Genomic DNA, 17,600 nt, shown 5'->3' on the forward strand with positions numbered 1-17,600 from the left:
AGGCCATGGCGCTCGTCGAGGTTCGCAATCTGCACAAGCGCTTCGGCGCGCTGGAGGTCCTCAAGGGCGTGGACCTCACGGTGCAGCCCGGAGAGGTGGTCGTCTTCGTCGGCCCCTCCGGCTGTGGCAAGTCCACGCTCCTGCGCTGCCTGTGTGGACTGGAGGTGCCGTCGGAGGGGGAGGTCGTGGTGGGCGGAACGCCCGTGCGCGATGACCCGCGCTCGCTCCAGGCGCTGCACCGCCGGGTGGGCATGGTGTTCCAGCGCTTCCACCTGTTTCCCCACCTGAGCGCGCTGGACAACGTGACGCTCGCGCCGCGCAGGGTGCTGGGGCTGTCGGACGCGGACGCCGAGGCGCTCGGCCGCCGCATGCTGGGGATGGTGCACCTGGACGCGCGCGCACAGGCGTACCCGGCGCAGCTCTCCGGCGGACAGCAGCAGCGGGTGGCAATCGCGCGGGCGCTGGCGATGAAGCCGGAGCTGATGCTCTTCGACGAGCCGACGAGCGCGCTGGACCCGGAGCTGGTGGGCGAGGTGCTGGAGGTCATGCGCACGCTCGCGCGAGAGGGGATGACGATGTGCGTGGTGACGCACGAGATGGGCTTCGCGGCGGATGTCGCGCACCGCGTGCTGTTCATGGACGCGGGCAAGGTGGTGGAGGAGGGCAGCCCCCAGCAGGTGCTGCGCGAGCCCCAGCACCCGCGCACCCGTGAGTTCCTCGCGCGCCTGCTTCAGCGGTGAGTCAGGCGGGAGCGCCACCGCCACCCGACGAGGCCCAGCAGGAGCACCCCGGCGAGCGCAGCGGCTCCCAGCAGGAGGAGGGAGGGCAGGGGACCCTCGCGCGGCGGCGTCACCGTGAGCGACGCGTCCCCCAGCACCACCAGCCCCGCCCAGGCCGCCGCGGGCAGGCCGTCGTCGATGGCGTCGAGCTGCGCGCGCCTCAGGGCCGCGGAGCTGCTCAGGCCCTGGGCCAGGTATTGGTAGAAGCGCGCCACCAGGTCCGCGGCCTCGTCGTCGCGCAGGGGCCACAGGCTGGCCACCACCGCGCGCGAGCCCGCCTCGAAGAAGGCGCGTGACAGGCTGAGCACGCCTTCGCCCGGCAGCACCGCGCCAGAGGCGCTGCGACATGCCGACAGCACCACCAGCGCGCCCTGGAGGCCCAGCTCCGCGATTTCACGCGGCTGGAGGATGCCGTCCTCCTGCTCGCTGCCCGGGGCGAGCACCAGCGCCGAGCGCTCGGGGGCCTCGGCGTCGACGACGGCGTGCGCCGCCACGTGCAGCACCCTCACCCGTTCCAGGTCCGCTCGCTTGAGCGCGCGCTCGGAGGCCGCGGTGCCCGTGCGCAGGTCCGGGGTCACCTGCGTGCCTTGCAGGGCCTCCACCACCGCGCGGCCCTCGCGCCGGGCCTCGGGCAGCGCTCCGACGCGCGCGGCCTCGGCGAACACCGTCATGCGCTCCCTGGCGACCACGCGCGCGTCCGCCACGCGCACGCTGCGGTCCGGGTCCGCGAGCACCAGGGCCTGGCCTCCCGGGGGGCGCACGGCGGCCTGGCGCCAGTGACGCCACAGGCTCGCGGAGGGCACCAGGGACAGCTCGTAGCGCGAGACGAGCGGTGGCCCGTCCGCGCCTTGTCTCAGCGTGGCGAAGGGCAGGTCATGCAGCGGACCGTCCGGCACCACCATCAGGCGACGCACCCCGGCGGGCAGCTGCGCGAGCGCGGGGCCGAGCAGCTGGGTGTACAGGGCCGCCGCCGCGCCCGCCTCGGAGCCGTCGCGCCGCTCCAGCAGTCCCGAGAACAGCGCGATGGCCGGCGTCAGGAGCGCCCGCTCCGGGATGCGGTGCGCGCGCGTCCCGCTCCTCGTCACCGCCAGCACCCACGCGCCGCCCGCGAAGCCGCCGCGCGTGTCCGTGTCGTCGCCCACCAGGAACGCCAGCAGGGCCTCGTCCTCGCCGAGCCCCTGCTCGATGCTCTCCAGTGAAGCGAACTCCCGGGCGCCCTGGCGCGGCGCGGGACGCAAATCCCGCTCGATGCGCTCCAGCTCCTGGAGCTCGCGCAGCGCCGCCTCCCGCTGCTCCGCGGTGCGCGTCGGCTCCAGCAGCTTGCGCTGCACCGCCGTCAGCCGCCCGCGCACCTCGTCGCGCTGGGCCTTGTGCTTCGGGGTCTCCTCCACGGCCGCGAGCGCGTGTGAGGCCACGAGCGCGTCCAGCAGGCTGCGGGCCCGCATGCGCTCGCTCAGGGCGAAGGCCCGGCTCAGGGCCTCGCGCGGGTTGATCAGCACGCTCTTCCCCGTGGCGCCGCCCGCCTCCAGCGTCCACCCCGCGAGCCGGTGGTAGTCGCTCGCCCAGCTGGCGAACAGCTCCGCCTGGATGAGGGCGTCGCTCTGCGAGGCCCGCAGGGACTCCACCGCGTCGAGGGCGCGCTCGGCGTGCTCCAGCGCCATGGGGAGCGCCTGCGTCAGGTACGCCACCTGCGCGCGCCCCCGCAGGGCCAGGGCGAGAATCAGCGGGTCCGGGACACCGAGCGCCAGCTGGATGGACTCCTCCGAGTCCTGGATGGCGCCGACCGGGTCGTCGTGGGCCCTGCGCTCCGCGCGAGTCCACAGGCACGAAATCTTCCGCTCGTCCGAGGCCAGCTCCTCCGCGATGCGCATGCACTGCCGCAGCAGCGCCTCCGCCTCGCGCTGCTCCTCCGGGCTGTCGCCGAGCAGGTCGGCGATGAGCCGCAGCGCCTTCGCCTCCAGCTGCTGGACACCCGCGTTGCGCGCGGCGACCAGCGCCTCCCGGGCCATGCGCAGCGCCTGGGCGCGCGTCTCGGGCGCCCTGTCGCGCAGGTGCCGGCGCGTCATGAGGTTGGCGAGGGAGTGCCGCGCGCGCGCCTCCGAGAAGAGGTCCCGTGAGCCGCGCGCCACCTCCGCCAGCCGCACCGAGGCCTCGGTGGCCTCCTCCAGCCACCCCAGCCGCTCGCTGATGGAGTGGAGCAGCGTCAGGTACTGCTTCTGCAAGCCTGGAGCGCCGTCGGGGAAGGTGAGCGGCTCGGCGCGCTTGAGCACGCGGACGGCGCGGCCCAGGTCATGTTCCACGTCGTGCAGGTGGCTGGCCTCGACGATGAGCGCGCGGGCGAGCAGGTCGGGCTTGCCCGAGGCGCGCGCCACCTCTCCCACGCGGTGCGTCCAGGACAGGGCCTCCTCCGTGCGCCGCTGCTTGAGCAGGATGGAGCGCAGGTTGATGGACGCCAGCACCTCGCCCTCCGCGTCCTGTCGCTCGTGGAAGAGGTCCGCCGCGCGCAGATAGGCCGCCTCGGCGGCCTTGCGGTCCGACAGGAACTCCACGTGGCCGAGCACCAGGGCGAGCCACCCGTTCGACGGGTGCTTCTCCCCCAGCGAGATCAACGCCCGTCGGACGGTGTCCCGCGCCTGGGGGACCTGCGCGCATTCGTAGAAGCACATCACCGCCGCCTGCTCATCGGGACGGGCCGCGAAGCGCTCCTGGCAGTCGACGAGGGTGGGCGCGGGGGCCCGCCCATCCTCCGCGGCGGACGCGACGGCCGGACACACGACGAGCAGCATCCCCACCACGAGGGTGAGGAGGTGCTCGGTGCCGCGCCGGAGCCGTCGCGTCGGACTCATCTCATCCCTACGGGGCCGCGCGGACCTGGGTGGGGGGCGGGTCATCGGGAACGCAGACGCGAACCGTGGTGGGGCCGTCGGGGCGGTCCGGCTCCGGCATGATGGGGACCAGCTCCCAGTGGCAGGTCTGCGGGTAGCTCCACCCCGTCGGGGAGCGTGGGTCCCAGCGCTCCACGGTGAGGACGGGCACGGAGAGCTGCGGCCCGGTGGTGGGCGCGAAGGCGCGTCCATACACGGGGCCACTCACCGAGGGCCGATAGAACAGCCGCATCGGCGCGTCCGGCCCCACCGACCCCTGCGTCTGCGCGAGCACCGCGCCCGTGCTCGCATCGACGACCTGGAGCACCACGGACTGGGTCGCCCCGGTGCGCACCGCGTTCTCCACCACGGAGAACACCACCGTGTCGCCGCTCTCGCCGGCGATGGAGGGGGTCCTCCCGCTCGTGTACGTCGTCGCCTGTCCCCAGGCCTGCGCGGAGAGGCCCAGCGCCAGCGTCAGCAGTCCCCCGCGAATCCATCCTCGCATCGTCATCGCATGCTTCGTCTTCATGAGGCGTCCCCCTTCGTGATTCCCCACCATGAGTTCACTCCACGCGGTTGACGAAGGTGGCGCTCCTGAGCACCTGACCCTCCGGCAGCCGCGCCTCCACCTGCCACAGCAGCTTCGTGCCCGACTTCAGCGGCGCGAGCACCGACTCCGGCACGCGGTACTCGCTCTGCTCCAGCGAGTCCGCGCGGTGCACCCAGCCCAGGTCCTCGGTGGACAGCCGCACCGACCAGCGCGTCCCCTCGACCCCACCGCTCCAACGCAGGACACAGTCATTCCTTCGCAGCGGCGCGTCCTCGGGCACGCGCGAGACCAGCCCCGCGGTGTCCCTGCCCCGCAGGTTCGGCGCGTCGGCGTCCTCCGGGAGCCTGACGGCCACCACCACCAGCACCAGCGCCGCGGTGGCCACCGCGCCCCACATGGGCCGGCTCCACGCGAAGCGGAACCGCCGCTCGTCGCGCGCCCTGCCACGGCTCCTCCGGGCCCGAAAGCCCTGGCCGTCGTCGCGCTCGTCGGAGGTGGACCGGCGGGAGGCGCGGTTCAGCTCGTGCGCCAGCCGCCACGCCGCGGCCCAGGCGGGGTCGGCCGCCACGCGCTCCACCACGGCCCGGCGCTCCTCGGCCGGCAGCTCTCCACTCACCGCGCGCCAGATGAGGTCCGGGTCCACCGGCGAGCTTGCGTCCTCGGGGGCGTCCTCGCCGCGCACCACGGCGCGCAGGCGCTCGACGGTGGCCTCCTCGGGAACCACGGTGTCGTCGCGTCGGTGCTCGCTCACGGCTCGAATCCCTTCGCGGAGAGGCAGGCGCGCAGGCCACCCAGTCCGCGGTAGACGAGGTTCTCGGTACGCTTCCCATCCCAACCCAACAGCTCCGCGGCCTCCGGGACGGTGTGGCCCTGCAGGTACAGCGTCACCGCCAGCCGTCGGTCCTGGACCAGTCGCTTGAGGCAGTCGCGCACCGCGCGGGCAATCTGCGAGGAGCCCGCGGAGCGCTCCGGGTCACCCGAGGCCACCGGCGACTCGGGCAGCGACTCCACCTCCTCCAGCGCCACCTCCTTGCGCCGCTGCACCCCGCGCAGCTCGTCCACCAGCGCGGTGTACGCGACGCGGTACAGGTACGCGGGGGCCAGCTTGGAGCGCTCGGGCTCGCGCCGCTGCAGCTCCATGACGCGCATCATCGCCGTCTGCACCAGGTCGTCGCGCCGCTCGGCCAGGCGGGGAGGGCAGACCCGCGCGACGGCGTGGGTCAAATCCCTTCGGAGCTTCTCCAGCTCGTCATCGAGCAGGGCGCCCGCGGCCTGGGTCGGTCTCGGTCGTGGCTCCACGTGGACCATCCTCCGGGGAAAGCTCATGGTCATCGAAAGGCTCCTCCCGCGGCAAGCGTGACGGAGACTCGCGCACGGCGGTGCTCGCGGCGCCGCGCCACGGGGTGCCGGCGGCAGCGCGTGCGGGCGTCACCGCGGGGATGGGGGCTGTCCGAGCGGCGGAGGCGAAGGGCGACGTCCTGATGCGATGACACGGGGAGCCTCTCGGAAGGGGCGCCCGGTCGTCGTCATGACGGGCCGGGATGCGCACCTGTCCCCTGAACGAAACCCCCGCTTTTTTCCCCTCACCCGGGTGCTCGCTTTTCTGAACGGGCGCAGCGGAACCTTCCAGGGGCGCGCGCGGTTGCAACTTTTTCCGTTCCTGCGGGAACGAGGGGTGTGGAAGGGTGTGGAGACAGGACGGATGGAGGCAGGTCGCCAGGCCGCTTCCCTGGCGGGCGCGGCGAGCGAGTGAACGTCCTTCCTTTCGGAGGTGTTGGCTGAGTCTTGCTCCCAGGGAGGTCGTCCTTGAGAAGGTTTCAGGAACGTTTGCCACTCGAGGCGCTGACATTCGATGACGCGCTGGTGTTGTTGGAAGTGGTGCAGGAGCTGTCCCATCTGAGGGAGCTGGAGGACGTGATGGCGCTGGTGCGCCGCGCGGCCCGACAGCTCAGTGGCGCGGACGGCGTCACGTTCGTGCTGCGCGAAGGGGACATGGTCCACTACGCGGACGAGGAGGCCATCGCGCCCTTGTGGAAGGGGCGGCGCTTCCCCATCCACGCGTGCATCTCCGGCTGGGCCATCCTCCATGGCGAGGCGGCGGTCATCGAGGACATCTACGCGGACGAGCGCATCCCGCACGACGTCTACCGCTCCACCTTCGTGAAGAGCCTGGTCATGGTGCCCGTGCGCCGCACGGACCCGGTGGGCGCCATCGGCGCGTACTGGGCGGAGCGGCGCATGCCGGGCGCGCGCGAGGTGGCGTTGCTCCAGGCGCTCGCGGACTCCGCCGCCGTCGCGGTGGACAACGGGCGGCTGTACGACGCGGAGCGGCGCGCGCGCAAGGCGGCGGAGTCGGAGACGCGCCTGCGCGGTGAGCTCCTGGCGATGGTGTCCCACGACTTGCGCAACCCGCTGGGCGTCATCACGATGACGACGTCATTGCTCGCGCCGCTCCTGGCCCCGCTCAACGGGCGCGCGCGCCATCACCTGGACACGCTCAACCGCTCCGCGCTGCGCATGGAGCGGCTCATCCATGACCTGCTGGACTTCGCGGCCATCGAGGGCGGCGGCTTCCGCGTGAGCCAGGAGTCGATGGCGCTGTCGCGGCTGTTGGAGCAGGCCTCGGAGCTGGGGCCCCTGGCGCAGGAGCGGGGCATCGGCCTGGAGCTGCGCCACCACACCCATGACGTCGACGTGTGGTGTGATCCGGACCGCATCCACCAGGTGTTCTCCAACCTGGTGGGCAACGCCGTGCGCTTCACGCCCGCGGGCGGACGAATCACGGTGATGGCGCAGGTGCGCGAGAACGTCGTCGAGGTGAGCGTCGAGGACACCGGCGCGGGCATCTCCCCGGAGCTGCTGCCCGTCCTGTTCGACCGGTTCCAGCGCCCCACGACGCGCGCGCCGGGCAGCGGCGTGGGCCTGGGGCTCTCCATCACCCGGGGCATCGTGGAGGCCCACGGCGGCACGGTCAGCGTGCGCAGTCAGCTGGGGCTGGGGACGACGTTCACCTTCTCGCTCCCCACGGGCGCGCCGGGTCAGTCCGGGCCGCGCTCGTAGCGCTCGTCGCTCACGCCGTGGAAGCCCAGGGCCTGCGCCAGCCGGATGGCGGCGCGGTTCTGGGGCCGGGTGAGCGCGAAGAGCCGCCGCAGGCCGAGCGTGGTGAAGCCGAAGGTGATGAGCGCCCGTGAGGCCTCGTGCGCGTAGCCGTGGCCCCAGAACGCCGGGTCCAGCTCGCAGCCGTACTCCGCGACGGTGTCCCCGGCGGACGCCTTGCGCACGCCGCAGGTGCCGATGACGCGGCCCTCCAGGGTGATGGCGAGCTGGTACTTCGCGCGGGGGACCTCGTGGGCCCACCGGGTCAGCAGCTCCACGAAGGCGCGCACGTCGTCCGCGGTGGGCGGCGGGTGGCCGTAGTGCTCCAGGTAGGCGGGCTTGGATTGATACGCGAGGACGCTCGGGGTGTCCTCGCGCCGGAAGTCCCGGAGGACGAGCCGCTCGGTGCGCAGCTCCATGTCAGCTCTCCGCGTGGAAGCGCCGCGCGTGCTCGCGCCAGGCCTCGCGGGCCTCGCGCGGGCTCACCGCCTGGAACTCGACGGACGTGCCCGCGCGCCGGGCTCCCAGCCGTCCCCAGTCCGCGCGGATGACGGTGGCGATGACGGGATAGCCGCCCGTGGTGGGGTGGTCCGGTCCGAGGATGATGGGCTCGCCCGACAGCGTCACCTGGATGGCGCCGCGCACCATGGGGCGTGAGGTCCTCGCGCCCTCGTCGCCGTGCGCGAGCGCGGGCCCCTGCAGCCGCATGCCCACGCGGTCGCTCGCGCTGGACACCGTGAAGGTGCCGCCCAGCAGCGAGGCCGCCATCAGCGAGTCGAAGTGGCGCGTGTCGGGGCCCAGCGTCAGGCGGATGGGGCCCGACGCCTCCCATGGTCCCTCCACGGGCATCGCGAGCGAGAGCGCGTCCGCGACAGGCAGCGAATCTCCCGGGCGCAGCACCCGCCCCTCGTGTCCTCCCAGCCGCGCCACCAGCAGGGTGCCCCGGCCTCCGAGCACCACCGGCACGTCCACGCCGCCGGCCACCGCGACGTAGCTGACGCTGGCGCGCTCGGAGGCGGGGACGCGGAGGACCTCGCCTTCATCGAGCGCGTGGGGCTCATGGCCATCCACCGAGACGCGCAGGGGCGCGCCACGCGCGCGCAGCTCCAGCGCGCCCAGGCACTCCAGCGCGGCGGCGTCCCAGCGGTTGCCCACCGCGCGGTTGGCGCGCGCCAGCAGCTCCGGCACCACCGCTCCGCCGGGAGGGACGCCATGGTGCATCTGTCCGGGCCTGCCGCCGTCCTGCACGGTGGCGGGGGCCCGCATCGCCGTGATGTCCAACCAGCCCGCCATCAGTCCACCCGCTCGAAGCGCACCCTGTCACCGAGCTGCAGTACCGCGCCCCGGTCCGGGTGGAAGGCCGTGAAGTCCAGCGCCGTGCCAATCAGGTTCCAGCCGCCGGGGGACGCGAACGGGTACACGCCCGTGCGGCCTCCGGCGATGCCCACCGCGAGCGCCGGCACGCGCGTGCGCGGCGTGGGCAGTCGGGGCACGACGATTCTCGGGTCCAGCTCGCCCAGGTACGCGAAGCCGGGCAGGAAGCCCACGCAGCGCACCGTGTACTCACGCGCGGTGTGCAGCCGGGCCACGTCGTCGACGCAGAGTCCCGTCCGCTCGGAGACCTTCTCCAGGTCGGGGCCGTCGTAGCGCACGCGCAGCGTGACGAGCGCGGCGGCTTGCGTGGCCACGGGCCCCCTCAGCAGCCGGGCGAGGGCCAGTCGAGGCTCCGCGGGCGGCCTGTCGGGGTCGAAGTACACGCACGCGTGCTCCTCGGTGACGACGGCGTCCACCACGCCCTCGAGCGCATGCAGCACGTCGCGCGCGGCGCGTCGCTCGATTCCGGCGGGGAGCACGAGGCGCAGCGCGCCGTCGCCGAGGGGCTCCAGGGGCAGGGCGAGGGCCTCCAGCGTCGTGCGCACCTCTCGGGCCAGCTCCACCGCGCCGGGCGTGTCGCCGTGGACGCAGACGGTGTCGACGCCTCCACCCGTCACCAGCCGCACGGTGTTCTCGCGGACCCTGGCCAGGTCGGTGAGCACGGCGCCGGGCTGGCCGCGCGGAATCAGGGAGCCGTCCGGGAGGGTGCCTCGGTCGGCGAAGCCCTCGCGCGCGAGGCACAGGCCCGCGTCGGTCGCCGCGTCGGCGAGCGCGCCCGTGGGCGGGCCGATGAGGGTGACGCCGGTGCCCAGCGCTTCGACGATGCCCTCCACCACGGCGCGGGCGAGCGCGGGTGAGGCATTGGCCGCGTGGTAGAGCGCGCCGTGGGGCTTGGCATGGCTGACGGGGAGGCGCTCCTCGCGGGCCAGGCGGGCCAGGCGGGCGCACTGGTGGGCGACTTGTCGACGGAGCGCCTCGGGGGTCACGTCGAGCGCGCGGCGTCCGAAGCCTTCCCGGTCCTCGTAGGACGGATGCGCGCCGGCGCGGGTGCCATGCCGTGCGCACAGGGCGAGCGCGCGGCGCATGGACGCATCGTCGCCCGCGTGGGCGCCGCAGGCGATGTTGGCCACGTGGGCGAGCGCGTAGAGCCGCTCATCCTCGTCGGGCAGCTCACCCAGGTCGATGTTGAGGAGGCACTCCGTCATGCGTCCACGCTATGCGAGCCGCGTCCCGGACGCAGCCCTCTGTCCGGGAAGCGCAGCGAGGACTCGGAAGATTACACACGCCACCCCGGGGCAGGGGCCGGATGGCACCGGGGTGGCGCGTGCCCCGGTGTTGTCGAAAGACACCCCGAGGAACTTCCAACCCAGATACGTGGGGGCGTGCTTTCTCGGGTCATTTCGCGCGAATTATGCCGCGCGGCTGGCACGCGGGGCGCGAGGTGGCTTCGCCGTGCGTCGCGGTGGGCTCAGTGGGCGACAGGGGCCAGCGTCGCGGGGCCACCGGACTTCACCCAGCGGACCAGGGCCAGCGCCGTGCGCTCGTCGAGCAGGTCCGCGTACGTGGGCATGGGGGTGCCGGGCTGGAACTGCTCCGGGTTGCGCACCCAGCGCACCAGCTCGGTGTCCGAGCGGCGGGACGCGCGGGCAATCTGCTCGTGGTAGCGGGCGCCGGGGGCATGGCAGCCCGCGCAGCCCAGCTGCGTGAAGAGCTTGGGCGCGTCCACCTTCGGAGCCGCGGGCCGGGGTCTGCGGGGCGCGGGGGGCGTGGTGGCGGGAGGCTGCGTGCCTGCGACGGGGCGCGTTGTCTCCGGGCCCTGCGACGTCGTACCCGCCACGGTGTTCGAGGCCACCGCGGTGGCCGAGCCTTGAGTCGCCGTGCCCGCCACGGTGGTGGCCGGGCCCTGCGGCGTCGTGCCCGCGACGGAGCCAGTCGTCGGCGCAGCGGATGCCGTGCCCGTACCGGTCGTGGTGGCAGACGCCGCCTCCGCCACGGTCGTCGACTCGGCGCCCTCATCGCCCTCCGCACCGTCATCGGCGCCATGGACCTTCGTCACCCAGGTGGGGCGCACGGACGTGGCGGTGAGGCGCGGGCGGGCGCCATCCACGTTGTTCTTCTTGGGCGGCACCGAGCGCAGATAGTCATAGAGCGCCTGCGCCTCCACCGCGTCCATTCCACGGAAGCGGGGCATGGGCGAGCGCAGCGCGGACCCGTCCGGCGCGATGCCGTCCTTCACCGCGCGGGTGAAGTCCTCCAGCGTCCAGTGCGCGAGCCCCGTCCCGTGGAAGGTGATGTTGCTCGACTCGACGTCCTGTCCCTCGGGGTCCTTGAAGGACATGCCGCCGGAGAAGACCTCGTCGCCCTCGGTCTTGCGCGGGCTGAAGCCCGGCGTATGACAGGACGCGCAATCATAGACGTCATGCGCCATGTAGCGGCCGTACTCCAGCGTGGCCGCCTTCTCCGGCACGGGGATTCCCAGCGGCGGACGGGGAATGGGCTCGTTGCCGGTGATGATGCGGAAGCCCAGCCCGCCGATGAAGCTGAACTCGGAGCGGGGCGCGGGCGTCGGGTCCGGCGTGAAGAGCGGATGCCCCGAGCGAAGGAACCCGAGCACCGCCGCCAGGTCCTTGTCCCCCATCCCGTAGCTGGGCATCACCATCAGCCGGCCATCCCGGCTCACCGCGTACCGGATGACGCGCGCCAGCTCCTCGTCCGTCGCGGAGCCGATGCCCGCCGTGGGATGGGACGTCAGGTTGGAGGCGTGGAACTTCCCCATGTACGACGGCAGCTCGTGCAGGGGCGCGCCGGAGGCCGTCTCGTTGTCACCGCCGCGGTGACACGACTCGCAGCTCGCGTGGAAGATGGCGGCGCCGCGCGCGATGGCCGCGGGCGAGGTGTCCGCCTGGAGCTTGGGATAGGGCGCCTTGACGGTGCCGGCACATCCGGCCAGCAACACGCTCGCCAACACCATGCTCCTCACGACACCGCGGACCTCGCGTCGCATGTGCTGCCCTCTCTCCTGGAACCGGGGCCCGATGTTTATCCCATCCACCCACCGTCCCGGGAGGGGGGCTCCTGCTCTCGGGTGAACGGGCAGCTCCTTGGAGTGTCAACGTCACCCGCCCGGCTGGCCGGGCTCCTGGCTAGACTCGCGCGGATGACGCGCCCTCTCGAGTCCTACCGTGCCCTGTTCCCCGTGCTGCAGGAGCAGCTCTATTTCAACCACGCGGGAGTGGCCCCCACCAGCCTGCGCGCCGCCGAGGCCGTGCGCGGGTGGATGGAGGACCTGGTCCACCATGGCATCCAGCACGAGCGGGGATGGGAGGCCCACTGCGAGCGCATCCGCGCCCTGGCGGCCCGCCTGCTGAACGCGGAGCCGGGCGAGATGGCCTTCGTGCGCAACACCAGCCATGGCCTGGGGCTCGTCGCGGAGGGGCTCGACTGGAAGCCCGGGGACGAGGTGGCCGTGGCCACGTCGCTGGAGTACCCCTCCAACGTCTATCCCTGGCAGCACCTGGCGGACCGGGGCGTGGTGGTGCGCGAAATCGAGGCACCGTCCGGCGGCGTCACGGTGGAGGCGGTGGCCCGGGCGCTCACCCCTCGCACGAAGCTGGTGGCGGTGTCCTCCGTGCAGTTCGCCACCGGCGTGCGCACGGACCTGGAGGCGGTGGGCGCGCTGTGTGAGAAGGCCGGCGTCCTGTTCTGCGTGGATGCCATCCAGAGCGTCGGCTGTGTGCCGGTGGACGTGAAGAAGTGTCGCATCCACTTCCTCAGCGCGGACAGCCACAAGTGGATGCTCGGCATCTCCGGCATCGGCGTGCTGTACGTGGCGAAGGCGGTGCTGCCGCGCGTGCGCCCCGTGCTCGTGGGCTGGCGCAGCACCACGGACGCCTGGAACTTCAACCGCACCCACTTCGAGCTGCGTCCGGACGCGGGCAAGTTCGAGGAGGGCAGCGCCGCGTACCCTGGCCTCTACGCGCTGGGCGCCGCGCTGGAGCTGCTCCAGGAGGTGGGCGTGGAGAACATCGAGGCGCGCATCCAGGAGTTGCTCGCGCGCCTGGAGAAGGGCCTCGTCGAGCTGGGCTGCGAGGTGGGGCCCACGCCCGGGCTTCGCGCGGGCATCCTCACCTTCCTGCCGCCAGGGGCCAACGTTCGGGCGCTCAGCGCGTACCTGTCCGAGCACCACGTCTCCCACTCCGTGCGCCGGGGCCGCATCCGCCTGTCCCCCCACTTCTACAACCTGCCGTCGGAGATGGACCGACTGGTGGAGCTGGTGAGGGGCTTCGGCGGCTGAACCCGCGTCTACTGCTGCGCGGGGAAGAGCGTCTCGATGGAGAGGTAGCGCTCGCCGGTGTCGTAGCAGAAGCACAGCACGCGGCTGCCGTCGGCCATCTCGCCCAGCTTCTGGTTCACCGCGGCCAGCGCGGCGCCGGAGGAGATGCCCACGAAGATGCCCTCCTCGCGCGCGGAGCGGCGGGCGAACTCGGCCGCGTCCTCCTCGTTCACCTGGATGGTGCCGTCGAGGACGTTGGTGTGCAGGTTCGCCGGGATGAAGCCCGCGCCGATGCCCTGGATGGGGTGGGGGCCGGGCTGGCCGCCGCTGATGACGGGCGACTTGGTGGGCTCCACCGCGAACACCTTCAGCTTGGGCCAGTGCTGCTTGAGCACCTCGGCGCAGCCGGTGATGTGGCCGCCCGTGCCCACGCCCGTAATCAGGTAGTCGAGCCCGTCCGGGAAGTCCTTCAGGATTTCCTGCGCGGTGGTGCGCTTGTGCACCTCGATGTTGGCCTCGTTCTCGAACTGCTGGGGCATCCACGCGTCGGGCACCTGCTCCACCAGCTCCTTGGCGCGGGCGATGGCGCCCTTCATGCCCTGGGCGCGGGGCGTGAGCTCGAACGTGGCGCCGTAGGCGGACATGAGGCGGCGGCGCTCGATGCTCATCGAGTCCGGCATCACCAGCACCAGCTTGTAGCCCTTCACCGCGGCCACCATGGCCAGGCCGATGCCGGTGTTGCCGCTGGTGGGCTCGATGATGATGCTGTTCTTCTTGAGGATGCCGCGCTTCTCCGCGTCCTCAATCATGGAGAGCGCGATGCGGTCCTTGATGCTGCCGCCGGGGTTGGCGCGCTCGAGCTTCATGTGGACCGTGACGCGAGACGGAAACAGCCGGTTGATACGCACGTGCGGCGTGTTGCCGATGGTCTCCAGGATGTTGTTCGCCTTCATGTCGGGCCTCGTCGGGGGCTGCGCGGTGGGTGCTTCGGGAGCGTTCAGATGTGGAACTCGATGGCGTCCATGGCGCCGTCGGCCCCTCGGGGGCGAATCTCGCTGCGGCGGGTGACGACCGAGTTGGGGGGGATGCTCTGGGTGAGCCAGGCGTTGCCCGCGACGATGCTTCCGCGCCCCACCACCGTCTCCCCGCCGAGGATGGTGGCGTTGGCGTACACCACCACGTCGTCCTCGAGCGTGGGGTGGCGCTTCTTGTCGGCCAGGGCCTTCTCCACCATGAGCGCGCCCAGCGTGACGCCCTGGTAGACGGTGACGTTGTTGCCGATGAGCGTCGTCTCGCCGATGACCACGCCGGTGCCGTGGTCGATGACGAACCTGCGGCCGATGGTGGCGCCCGGGTGGATGTCCACGCCGGTGCGCTGGTGCGCGTGCTCGGTGAGCAGGCGCGGCAGCAGCGGGAAGCCGAGCGTGTGCAGCGCGTTGGCCACGCGGAAGATGGCGATGGCGAGGAAGCCCGGGTACGTGAGGATGACCTCGTCCACGGAGCGCGCGGCGGGGTCGGCCTCGAAGATGGCCTGCGAGTCCTGTCGCAGCCAGTCGTAGAGCTCCGGCAGCCGCTCCATGAAGCGCGTGGGGATGCTGGCGTTGATGTCGGGGTAGAGCGGGGCGAGCGTCTCGCGCAGGCGGTGGAGGCTGGCCTCCACGGTGGTGACGTCCCGGCGCACGGCGGCGGCGGTACACTCCAGGCGCTCGGCGAAGTGGGGGAACAGCAGTCCGAGCACCTGTCCGACGAACTCGGGAGCCGCCCGCCGCACATCCGGGGGGAAGCAGTGGCGCTGTCGGGCCTCCAGCAGCGCGGCGACCAGCCTGGCGTTTGAGTCTTCCATGAACCTCCCCCTTTTAATGCGGTGCGTGGTGAGCGCGCATCAGGGGAACGCCCGATTCGGTGGTGGGGAGGAGCCCAGTGGACAGGGGCGCCGCCCCGGCCGGTCCCCGGGCGGGGGGCAGGGGCGCCTTGGCGCCTGGAAGGGCCGGGGGTTACCCAGGGGGATGCCAGAAGGGAACATCATCCACCGGGTGGCGCGGGTCCATGGCCGCTGGCTGTCGGGCCGGCGCTTCACGGCGGACTCGCCGCAGGGGCGCTTCGGGGACGGGGCGCGGGTGGTGTCCGGGCGGGTGCTCCAGGCGGTGGAGGCGCACGGCAAGCATCTCTTCTATCGCTTCGAGGGCGAGGTCCGGCTGCATGTGCACCTGGGGTTGTTCGGGAACATCCGCCACTTCCGGAGCGAGGCGCCTGTGCCGTCCCCGGCCTGTCGGCTGCGGCTGTCCTCGCCCCACGCCACGCTGCACCTGACCGGGCCGCAGGCCTGTGAGCTGTTGACGGCGGAGGACGAGGCGAAGCTCCGCGCGAGGCTCGGAGAGGACCCGCTGCGCGCGGAGTCGTCGCCCGAGCGTGCGCGCGAGAAGCTGTGTCGGGGGCGGATGCCGCTGGCGCTCGCGCTGTTGGACCAGGAGCGGCTGTCCGGCGTGGGCAACATCCTCCGGGCGGAGGCGCTGTTCCTGGCGAGGCTTCCCCCGTTGCTGCCGGCGGGCGCGCTGAGCGAGGCGGACTTCGCGAGGCTGTGGGACGTGCTCCAGCGGCTCTTGGCGGATGCGTCGCGGGATGGGCACATCGTCACGCCGGGAGCGCCGCGGGTGCCGGAGTGTGTGGCGGGGCGCAAGCGCGCGGAGCGCTTCTGTGTGTATGGCCGCGAGGGACAGCCCTGTCCTCGCTGTGGCGCGAAGGTGCGACGCAGGGAACTGGCGGCGCGGGGGTTGTTCTTCTGCGCGGAGTGCCAGGGCGTCGACGCGGGGCCTCGACCTCGGGTCGCGAAGAAGAAGGCTCGCGCGGTCCAGGAGAAGCGACGCGACGCGCGGCGCGAGGTGAAGAAGCGGACCGCCCGCTCGACGGCCCGGTGAGGTGCCGCGCAATTCCTGCGCGACGATGAGGAGTGTGCAGGCGAGGTCGGTGAGGCTTGCCCACCGCGATGGACGGCGTGACGATGCCGGCATGAGCCCACTGCCTCCCTCGTACGTGCATGGCACCAGTTCCACTCCGCTGCTCGGAGAGACTATCGGGCAGAACCTGCGGCGGACGGTGGAGCGGTACCCGGACGGCGAGGCGCTCGTGGTCGTCTCCCAGGGCTACCGGGCGACGTACCGTGAGCTGTGGGACACCACGACGCAGGTGGCGAAGGGGCTGCTGGCCATGGGCGTGGAGAAGGGGGACCGGGTGGGGCTCTGGTCTCCCAATCGCTTCGAGTGGGTGGTGACGCAGTACGCGACGGCGCGCATCGGCGCCATCCTGGTCAACCTGAACCCGGCCTATCGCACGGCGGAGCTGGAGTACTCGCTCAACCAGTCGGGCACCAGCGTGCTCCTGCTGTCCAAGGGGTTCCGGCAGACGGACTACAAGTCGATGCTGGAGCAGGTGCGTCCGCGCTGTCCCGAGCTGCGCGTGGCGCTGGTGCTGGACGAGGACTGGGAGCTGCTCCTGTCCAACGCGAAGCACGTGAGCGGGCACACGCTGGAGGCGCGCGAGGCGTCGCTCCAGTTCGATGACCCCATCAACATCCAGTACACGTCCGGGACGACGGGCTTCCCCAAGGGGGCCACGCTGTCGCACCACAACGTGCTCAACAACGGGTACTTCATCGGGGAGTCGCTGAAGTACGGCCCCGCTGACAGGGTGTGCATCCCCGTGCCGTTCTACCACTGCTTCGGGATGGTGATTGGCAACCTGGCCTGCACGTCACACGGCTCCACGATGGTGATTCCGGGGGAGGCCTTCGAGCCGCTGGCGGTGATGCAGGCGGTGCAGGCGGAGAAGTGCACGTCGCTGTACGGCGTGCCGACGATGTTCATCGCGGAGCTGGACCATCCGCGCTTCGGCGAGTTCGACTTCTCCACGCTGCGCACGGGGGTCATGGCGGGCTCGCCGTGTCCGGTGGAGGTGATGAAGCAGGTGCAGTCGAAGATGAACATGCGCGAGGTGACCATCTGCTACGGAATGACGGAGACGTCACCGGTGTCGACGCAGAGCTCGCTGGATGACCCGCTGGACAAGCGCGTGTCGACGGTGGGGCGCGTGCATCCGCACCTGGAGGTGAAGGTCGTCCACGCGGAGACGGGCGAGGTGGTGCCGCGCGGGACGGCGGGGGAGCTGTGCACTCGGGGGTACAGCGTGATGCTGGGGTACTGGGCGAACGAGGAGGCCACGGCGAAGGCGGTGGACCGCGCGGGGTGGATGCACACGGGGGACCTGGCGACGATGGACGCGGACGGCTACGTGCGCATCGTGGGCCGCATCAAGGACCTCATCATCCGGGGCGGGGAGAACATCTCGCCGCGCGAGGTGGAGGAGTTCCTGCACACGCACCCGGGCGTGAGCGAGGCGCAGGTCATCGGCGTGCCGAGCGTGAAGTACGGCGAGGAGGTGATGGCCTGGGTGAAGGCGAAGCCGGGCGTGGCGCTCACGACGGAGGAGCTGACGAAGCACTGCACCGGGCGCATCGCGAGCTTCAAGATTCCGCGCTACTGGAAGCTCGTGGATGCGTTCCCGATGACGGTGACGGGCAAGGTGCAGAAGTTCCGGATGCGCGAGGTCTCCGTCGCCGAGCTGGGGTTGCAGACGGCGGCGGACATCAAGACCGCCTGAGCGGCGCG

The 17,600-nt window shown here is 72.2% G+C and carries 15 protein-coding genes; 5 read left to right on the forward strand and 10 right to left on the reverse strand.

What is annotated here, in order from left to right:
• The first annotated feature begins 5 nt into the window (after positions 1–5).
• Complete coding sequence (locus K8625_RS29050; RefSeq protein WP_223784523.1) at positions 6–740, forward strand: amino acid ABC transporter ATP-binding protein; 735 nt, start codon at positions 6–8, stop codon at positions 738–740.
• On the opposite strand, the gene K8625_RS29055 is transcribed toward K8625_RS29050, so the two are convergent.
• Genes K8625_RS29055 through K8625_RS29070 form a run of 4 tightly spaced genes read right to left on the reverse strand, consistent with a single transcriptional unit; the run spans position 731 to position 5,504 of the window.
• Complete coding sequence (locus K8625_RS29055) at positions 731–3,625, reverse strand: CHAT domain-containing protein (RefSeq protein ID WP_223784524.1); 2,895 nt, start codon at positions 3,623–3,625, stop codon at positions 731–733. The two genes, K8625_RS29050 and K8625_RS29055, sit on opposite strands and share 10 nt — an antisense overlap.
• 7 nt (positions 3,626–3,632) lie before the next feature.
• The gene (locus K8625_RS29060) at positions 3,633–4,175 is read right to left on the reverse strand and encodes a hypothetical protein (RefSeq protein WP_223784525.1); all 543 of its coding nucleotides are present in this window, start codon (positions 4,173–4,175) and stop codon (positions 3,633–3,635) included.
• A 34-nt stretch (positions 4,176–4,209) separates the two neighbouring features.
• Entirely contained in the window at positions 4,210–4,947 is a 738-nt protein-coding gene (locus tag K8625_RS29065) for a hypothetical protein (protein ID WP_223747882.1), read from the reverse strand.
• Positions 4,944–5,504 (reverse strand): RNA polymerase sigma factor, encoded by a 561-nt coding sequence (locus K8625_RS29070; RefSeq protein WP_223748026.1) that lies wholly within the window; start codon positions 5,502–5,504, stop codon positions 4,944–4,946. The genes K8625_RS29065 and K8625_RS29070 overlap by 4 nt, the downstream gene beginning before the upstream one ends.
• Before the next feature lie 498 nt (positions 5,505–6,002).
• Here K8625_RS29070 and K8625_RS29075 point away from each other — a divergent pair, with 498 nt between their 5' ends.
• Positions 6,003–7,256 (forward strand): GAF domain-containing sensor histidine kinase, encoded by a 1,254-nt coding sequence (locus K8625_RS29075; RefSeq protein ID WP_223784526.1) that lies wholly within the window; start codon positions 6,003–6,005, stop codon positions 7,254–7,256.
• Here K8625_RS29075 and K8625_RS29080 read toward each other — a convergent pair.
• The 4 genes from K8625_RS29080 to K8625_RS29095 all read right to left on the reverse strand — a co-directional run bounded on the left by K8625_RS29080 (position 7,235) and on the right by K8625_RS29095 (position 11,670).
• A complete protein-coding gene (locus tag K8625_RS29080; RefSeq protein WP_223747884.1) occupies positions 7,235–7,711 on the reverse strand; it encodes a GNAT family N-acetyltransferase in 477 nt (158 codons plus the stop codon). The genes K8625_RS29075 and K8625_RS29080 overlap by 22 nt on opposite strands.
• Before the next feature lies 1 nt (position 7,712).
• Positions 7,713–8,585, reverse strand: coding sequence for a biotin-dependent carboxyltransferase family protein (locus K8625_RS29085; RefSeq protein WP_223784527.1), 873 nt, complete (start codon positions 8,583–8,585; stop codon positions 7,713–7,715).
• A complete protein-coding gene (locus tag K8625_RS29090) occupies positions 8,585–9,871 on the reverse strand; it encodes a LamB/YcsF family protein (protein ID WP_223784528.1) in 1,287 nt (428 codons plus the stop codon). Before K8625_RS29090 ends, K8625_RS29085 begins: the two co-directional genes overlap by 1 nt.
• 263 nt (positions 9,872–10,134) lie before the next feature.
• Positions 10,135–11,670 (reverse strand): cytochrome c, encoded by a 1,536-nt coding sequence (locus K8625_RS29095; RefSeq protein ID WP_223784529.1) that lies wholly within the window; start codon positions 11,668–11,670, stop codon positions 10,135–10,137.
• 153 nt (positions 11,671–11,823) lie between these two features.
• On the opposite strand from K8625_RS29095, the gene K8625_RS29100 reads away from it, so the two are divergent.
• Positions 11,824–12,960, forward strand: a complete 1,137-nt coding sequence (locus K8625_RS29100) for an aminotransferase class V-fold PLP-dependent enzyme (protein WP_223784530.1) — start codon at positions 11,824–11,826, stop codon at positions 12,958–12,960.
• A gap of 8 nt (positions 12,961–12,968) precedes the next feature.
• On the opposite strand, the gene cysK is transcribed toward K8625_RS29100, so the two are convergent.
• Together cysK and K8625_RS29110 are read right to left on the reverse strand one after the other, a co-directional pair.
• A complete protein-coding gene (gene cysK / locus K8625_RS29105; protein ID WP_223784531.1) occupies positions 12,969–13,892 on the reverse strand; it encodes a cysteine synthase A in 924 nt (307 codons plus the stop codon).
• A gap of 44 nt (positions 13,893–13,936) precedes the next feature.
• Positions 13,937–14,782 carry a serine O-acetyltransferase gene (locus K8625_RS29110; protein WP_223747890.1) on the reverse strand — a complete coding sequence of 282 codons (846 nt, stop codon included), beginning with the start codon at positions 14,780–14,782 and terminating at the stop codon, positions 13,937–13,939.
• Between the two features lie 163 nt (positions 14,783–14,945).
• Here K8625_RS29110 and K8625_RS29115 point away from each other — a divergent pair, with 163 nt between their 5' ends.
• Both K8625_RS29115 and K8625_RS29120 read left to right on the forward strand, forming a co-directional pair.
• On the forward strand, positions 14,946–15,854 hold the full coding sequence (locus K8625_RS29115; RefSeq protein ID WP_223747891.1) for an Fpg/Nei family DNA glycosylase: 909 nt from the start codon (positions 14,946–14,948) through the stop codon (positions 15,852–15,854).
• 91 nt (positions 15,855–15,945) lie between these two features.
• Positions 15,946–17,592 (forward strand): AMP-binding protein, encoded by a 1,647-nt coding sequence (locus tag K8625_RS29120; RefSeq protein ID WP_223747892.1) that lies wholly within the window; start codon positions 15,946–15,948, stop codon positions 17,590–17,592.
• Positions 17,593–17,600: the final 8 nt, after the last annotated feature.

Origin of the sequence: Myxococcus sp. AS-1-15, from assembly GCF_020037055.1 — a bacterium.
Lineage (GTDB): Bacteria > Myxococcota > Myxococcia > Myxococcales > Myxococcaceae > Myxococcus > Myxococcus fulvus.

Coding starts and splice junctions, on each gene's coding strand:
- K8625_RS29050 (WP_223784523.1), top strand. CDS start 6: ATGGCGCTCGTCGAGGTTCGCAATCTGCACAAGCGCTTCGGCGCGCTG.
- K8625_RS29055 (WP_223784524.1), bottom strand. CDS start 3,625: ATGAGTCCGACGCGACGGCTCCGGCGCGGCACCGAGCACCTCCTCACC.
- K8625_RS29060 (WP_223784525.1), bottom strand. CDS start 4,175: ATGAAGACGAAGCATGCGATGACGATGCGAGGATGGATTCGCGGGGGA.
- K8625_RS29070 (WP_223748026.1), bottom strand. CDS start 5,504: ATGGTCCACGTGGAGCCACGACCGAGACCGACCCAGGCCGCGGGCGCC.
- K8625_RS29080 (WP_223747884.1), bottom strand. CDS start 7,711: ATGGAGCTGCGCACCGAGCGGCTCGTCCTCCGGGACTTCCGGCGCGAG.
- K8625_RS29085 (WP_223784527.1), bottom strand. CDS start 8,585: ATGGCGGGCTGGTTGGACATCACGGCGATGCGGGCCCCCGCCACCGTG.
- K8625_RS29090 (WP_223784528.1), bottom strand. CDS start 9,871: ATGACGGAGTGCCTCCTCAACATCGACCTGGGTGAGCTGCCCGACGAG.
- K8625_RS29095 (WP_223784529.1), bottom strand. CDS start 11,670: ATGCGACGCGAGGTCCGCGGTGTCGTGAGGAGCATGGTGTTGGCGAGC.
- K8625_RS29100 (WP_223784530.1), top strand. CDS start 11,824: ATGACGCGCCCTCTCGAGTCCTACCGTGCCCTGTTCCCCGTGCTGCAG.
- cysK (WP_223784531.1), bottom strand. CDS start 13,892: ATGAAGGCGAACAACATCCTGGAGACCATCGGCAACACGCCGCACGTG.
- K8625_RS29110 (WP_223747890.1), bottom strand. CDS start 14,782: ATGGAAGACTCAAACGCCAGGCTGGTCGCCGCGCTGCTGGAGGCCCGA.
- K8625_RS29115 (WP_223747891.1), top strand. CDS start 14,946: ATGCCAGAAGGGAACATCATCCACCGGGTGGCGCGGGTCCATGGCCGC.
- K8625_RS29120 (WP_223747892.1), top strand. CDS start 15,946: ATGAGCCCACTGCCTCCCTCGTACGTGCATGGCACCAGTTCCACTCCG.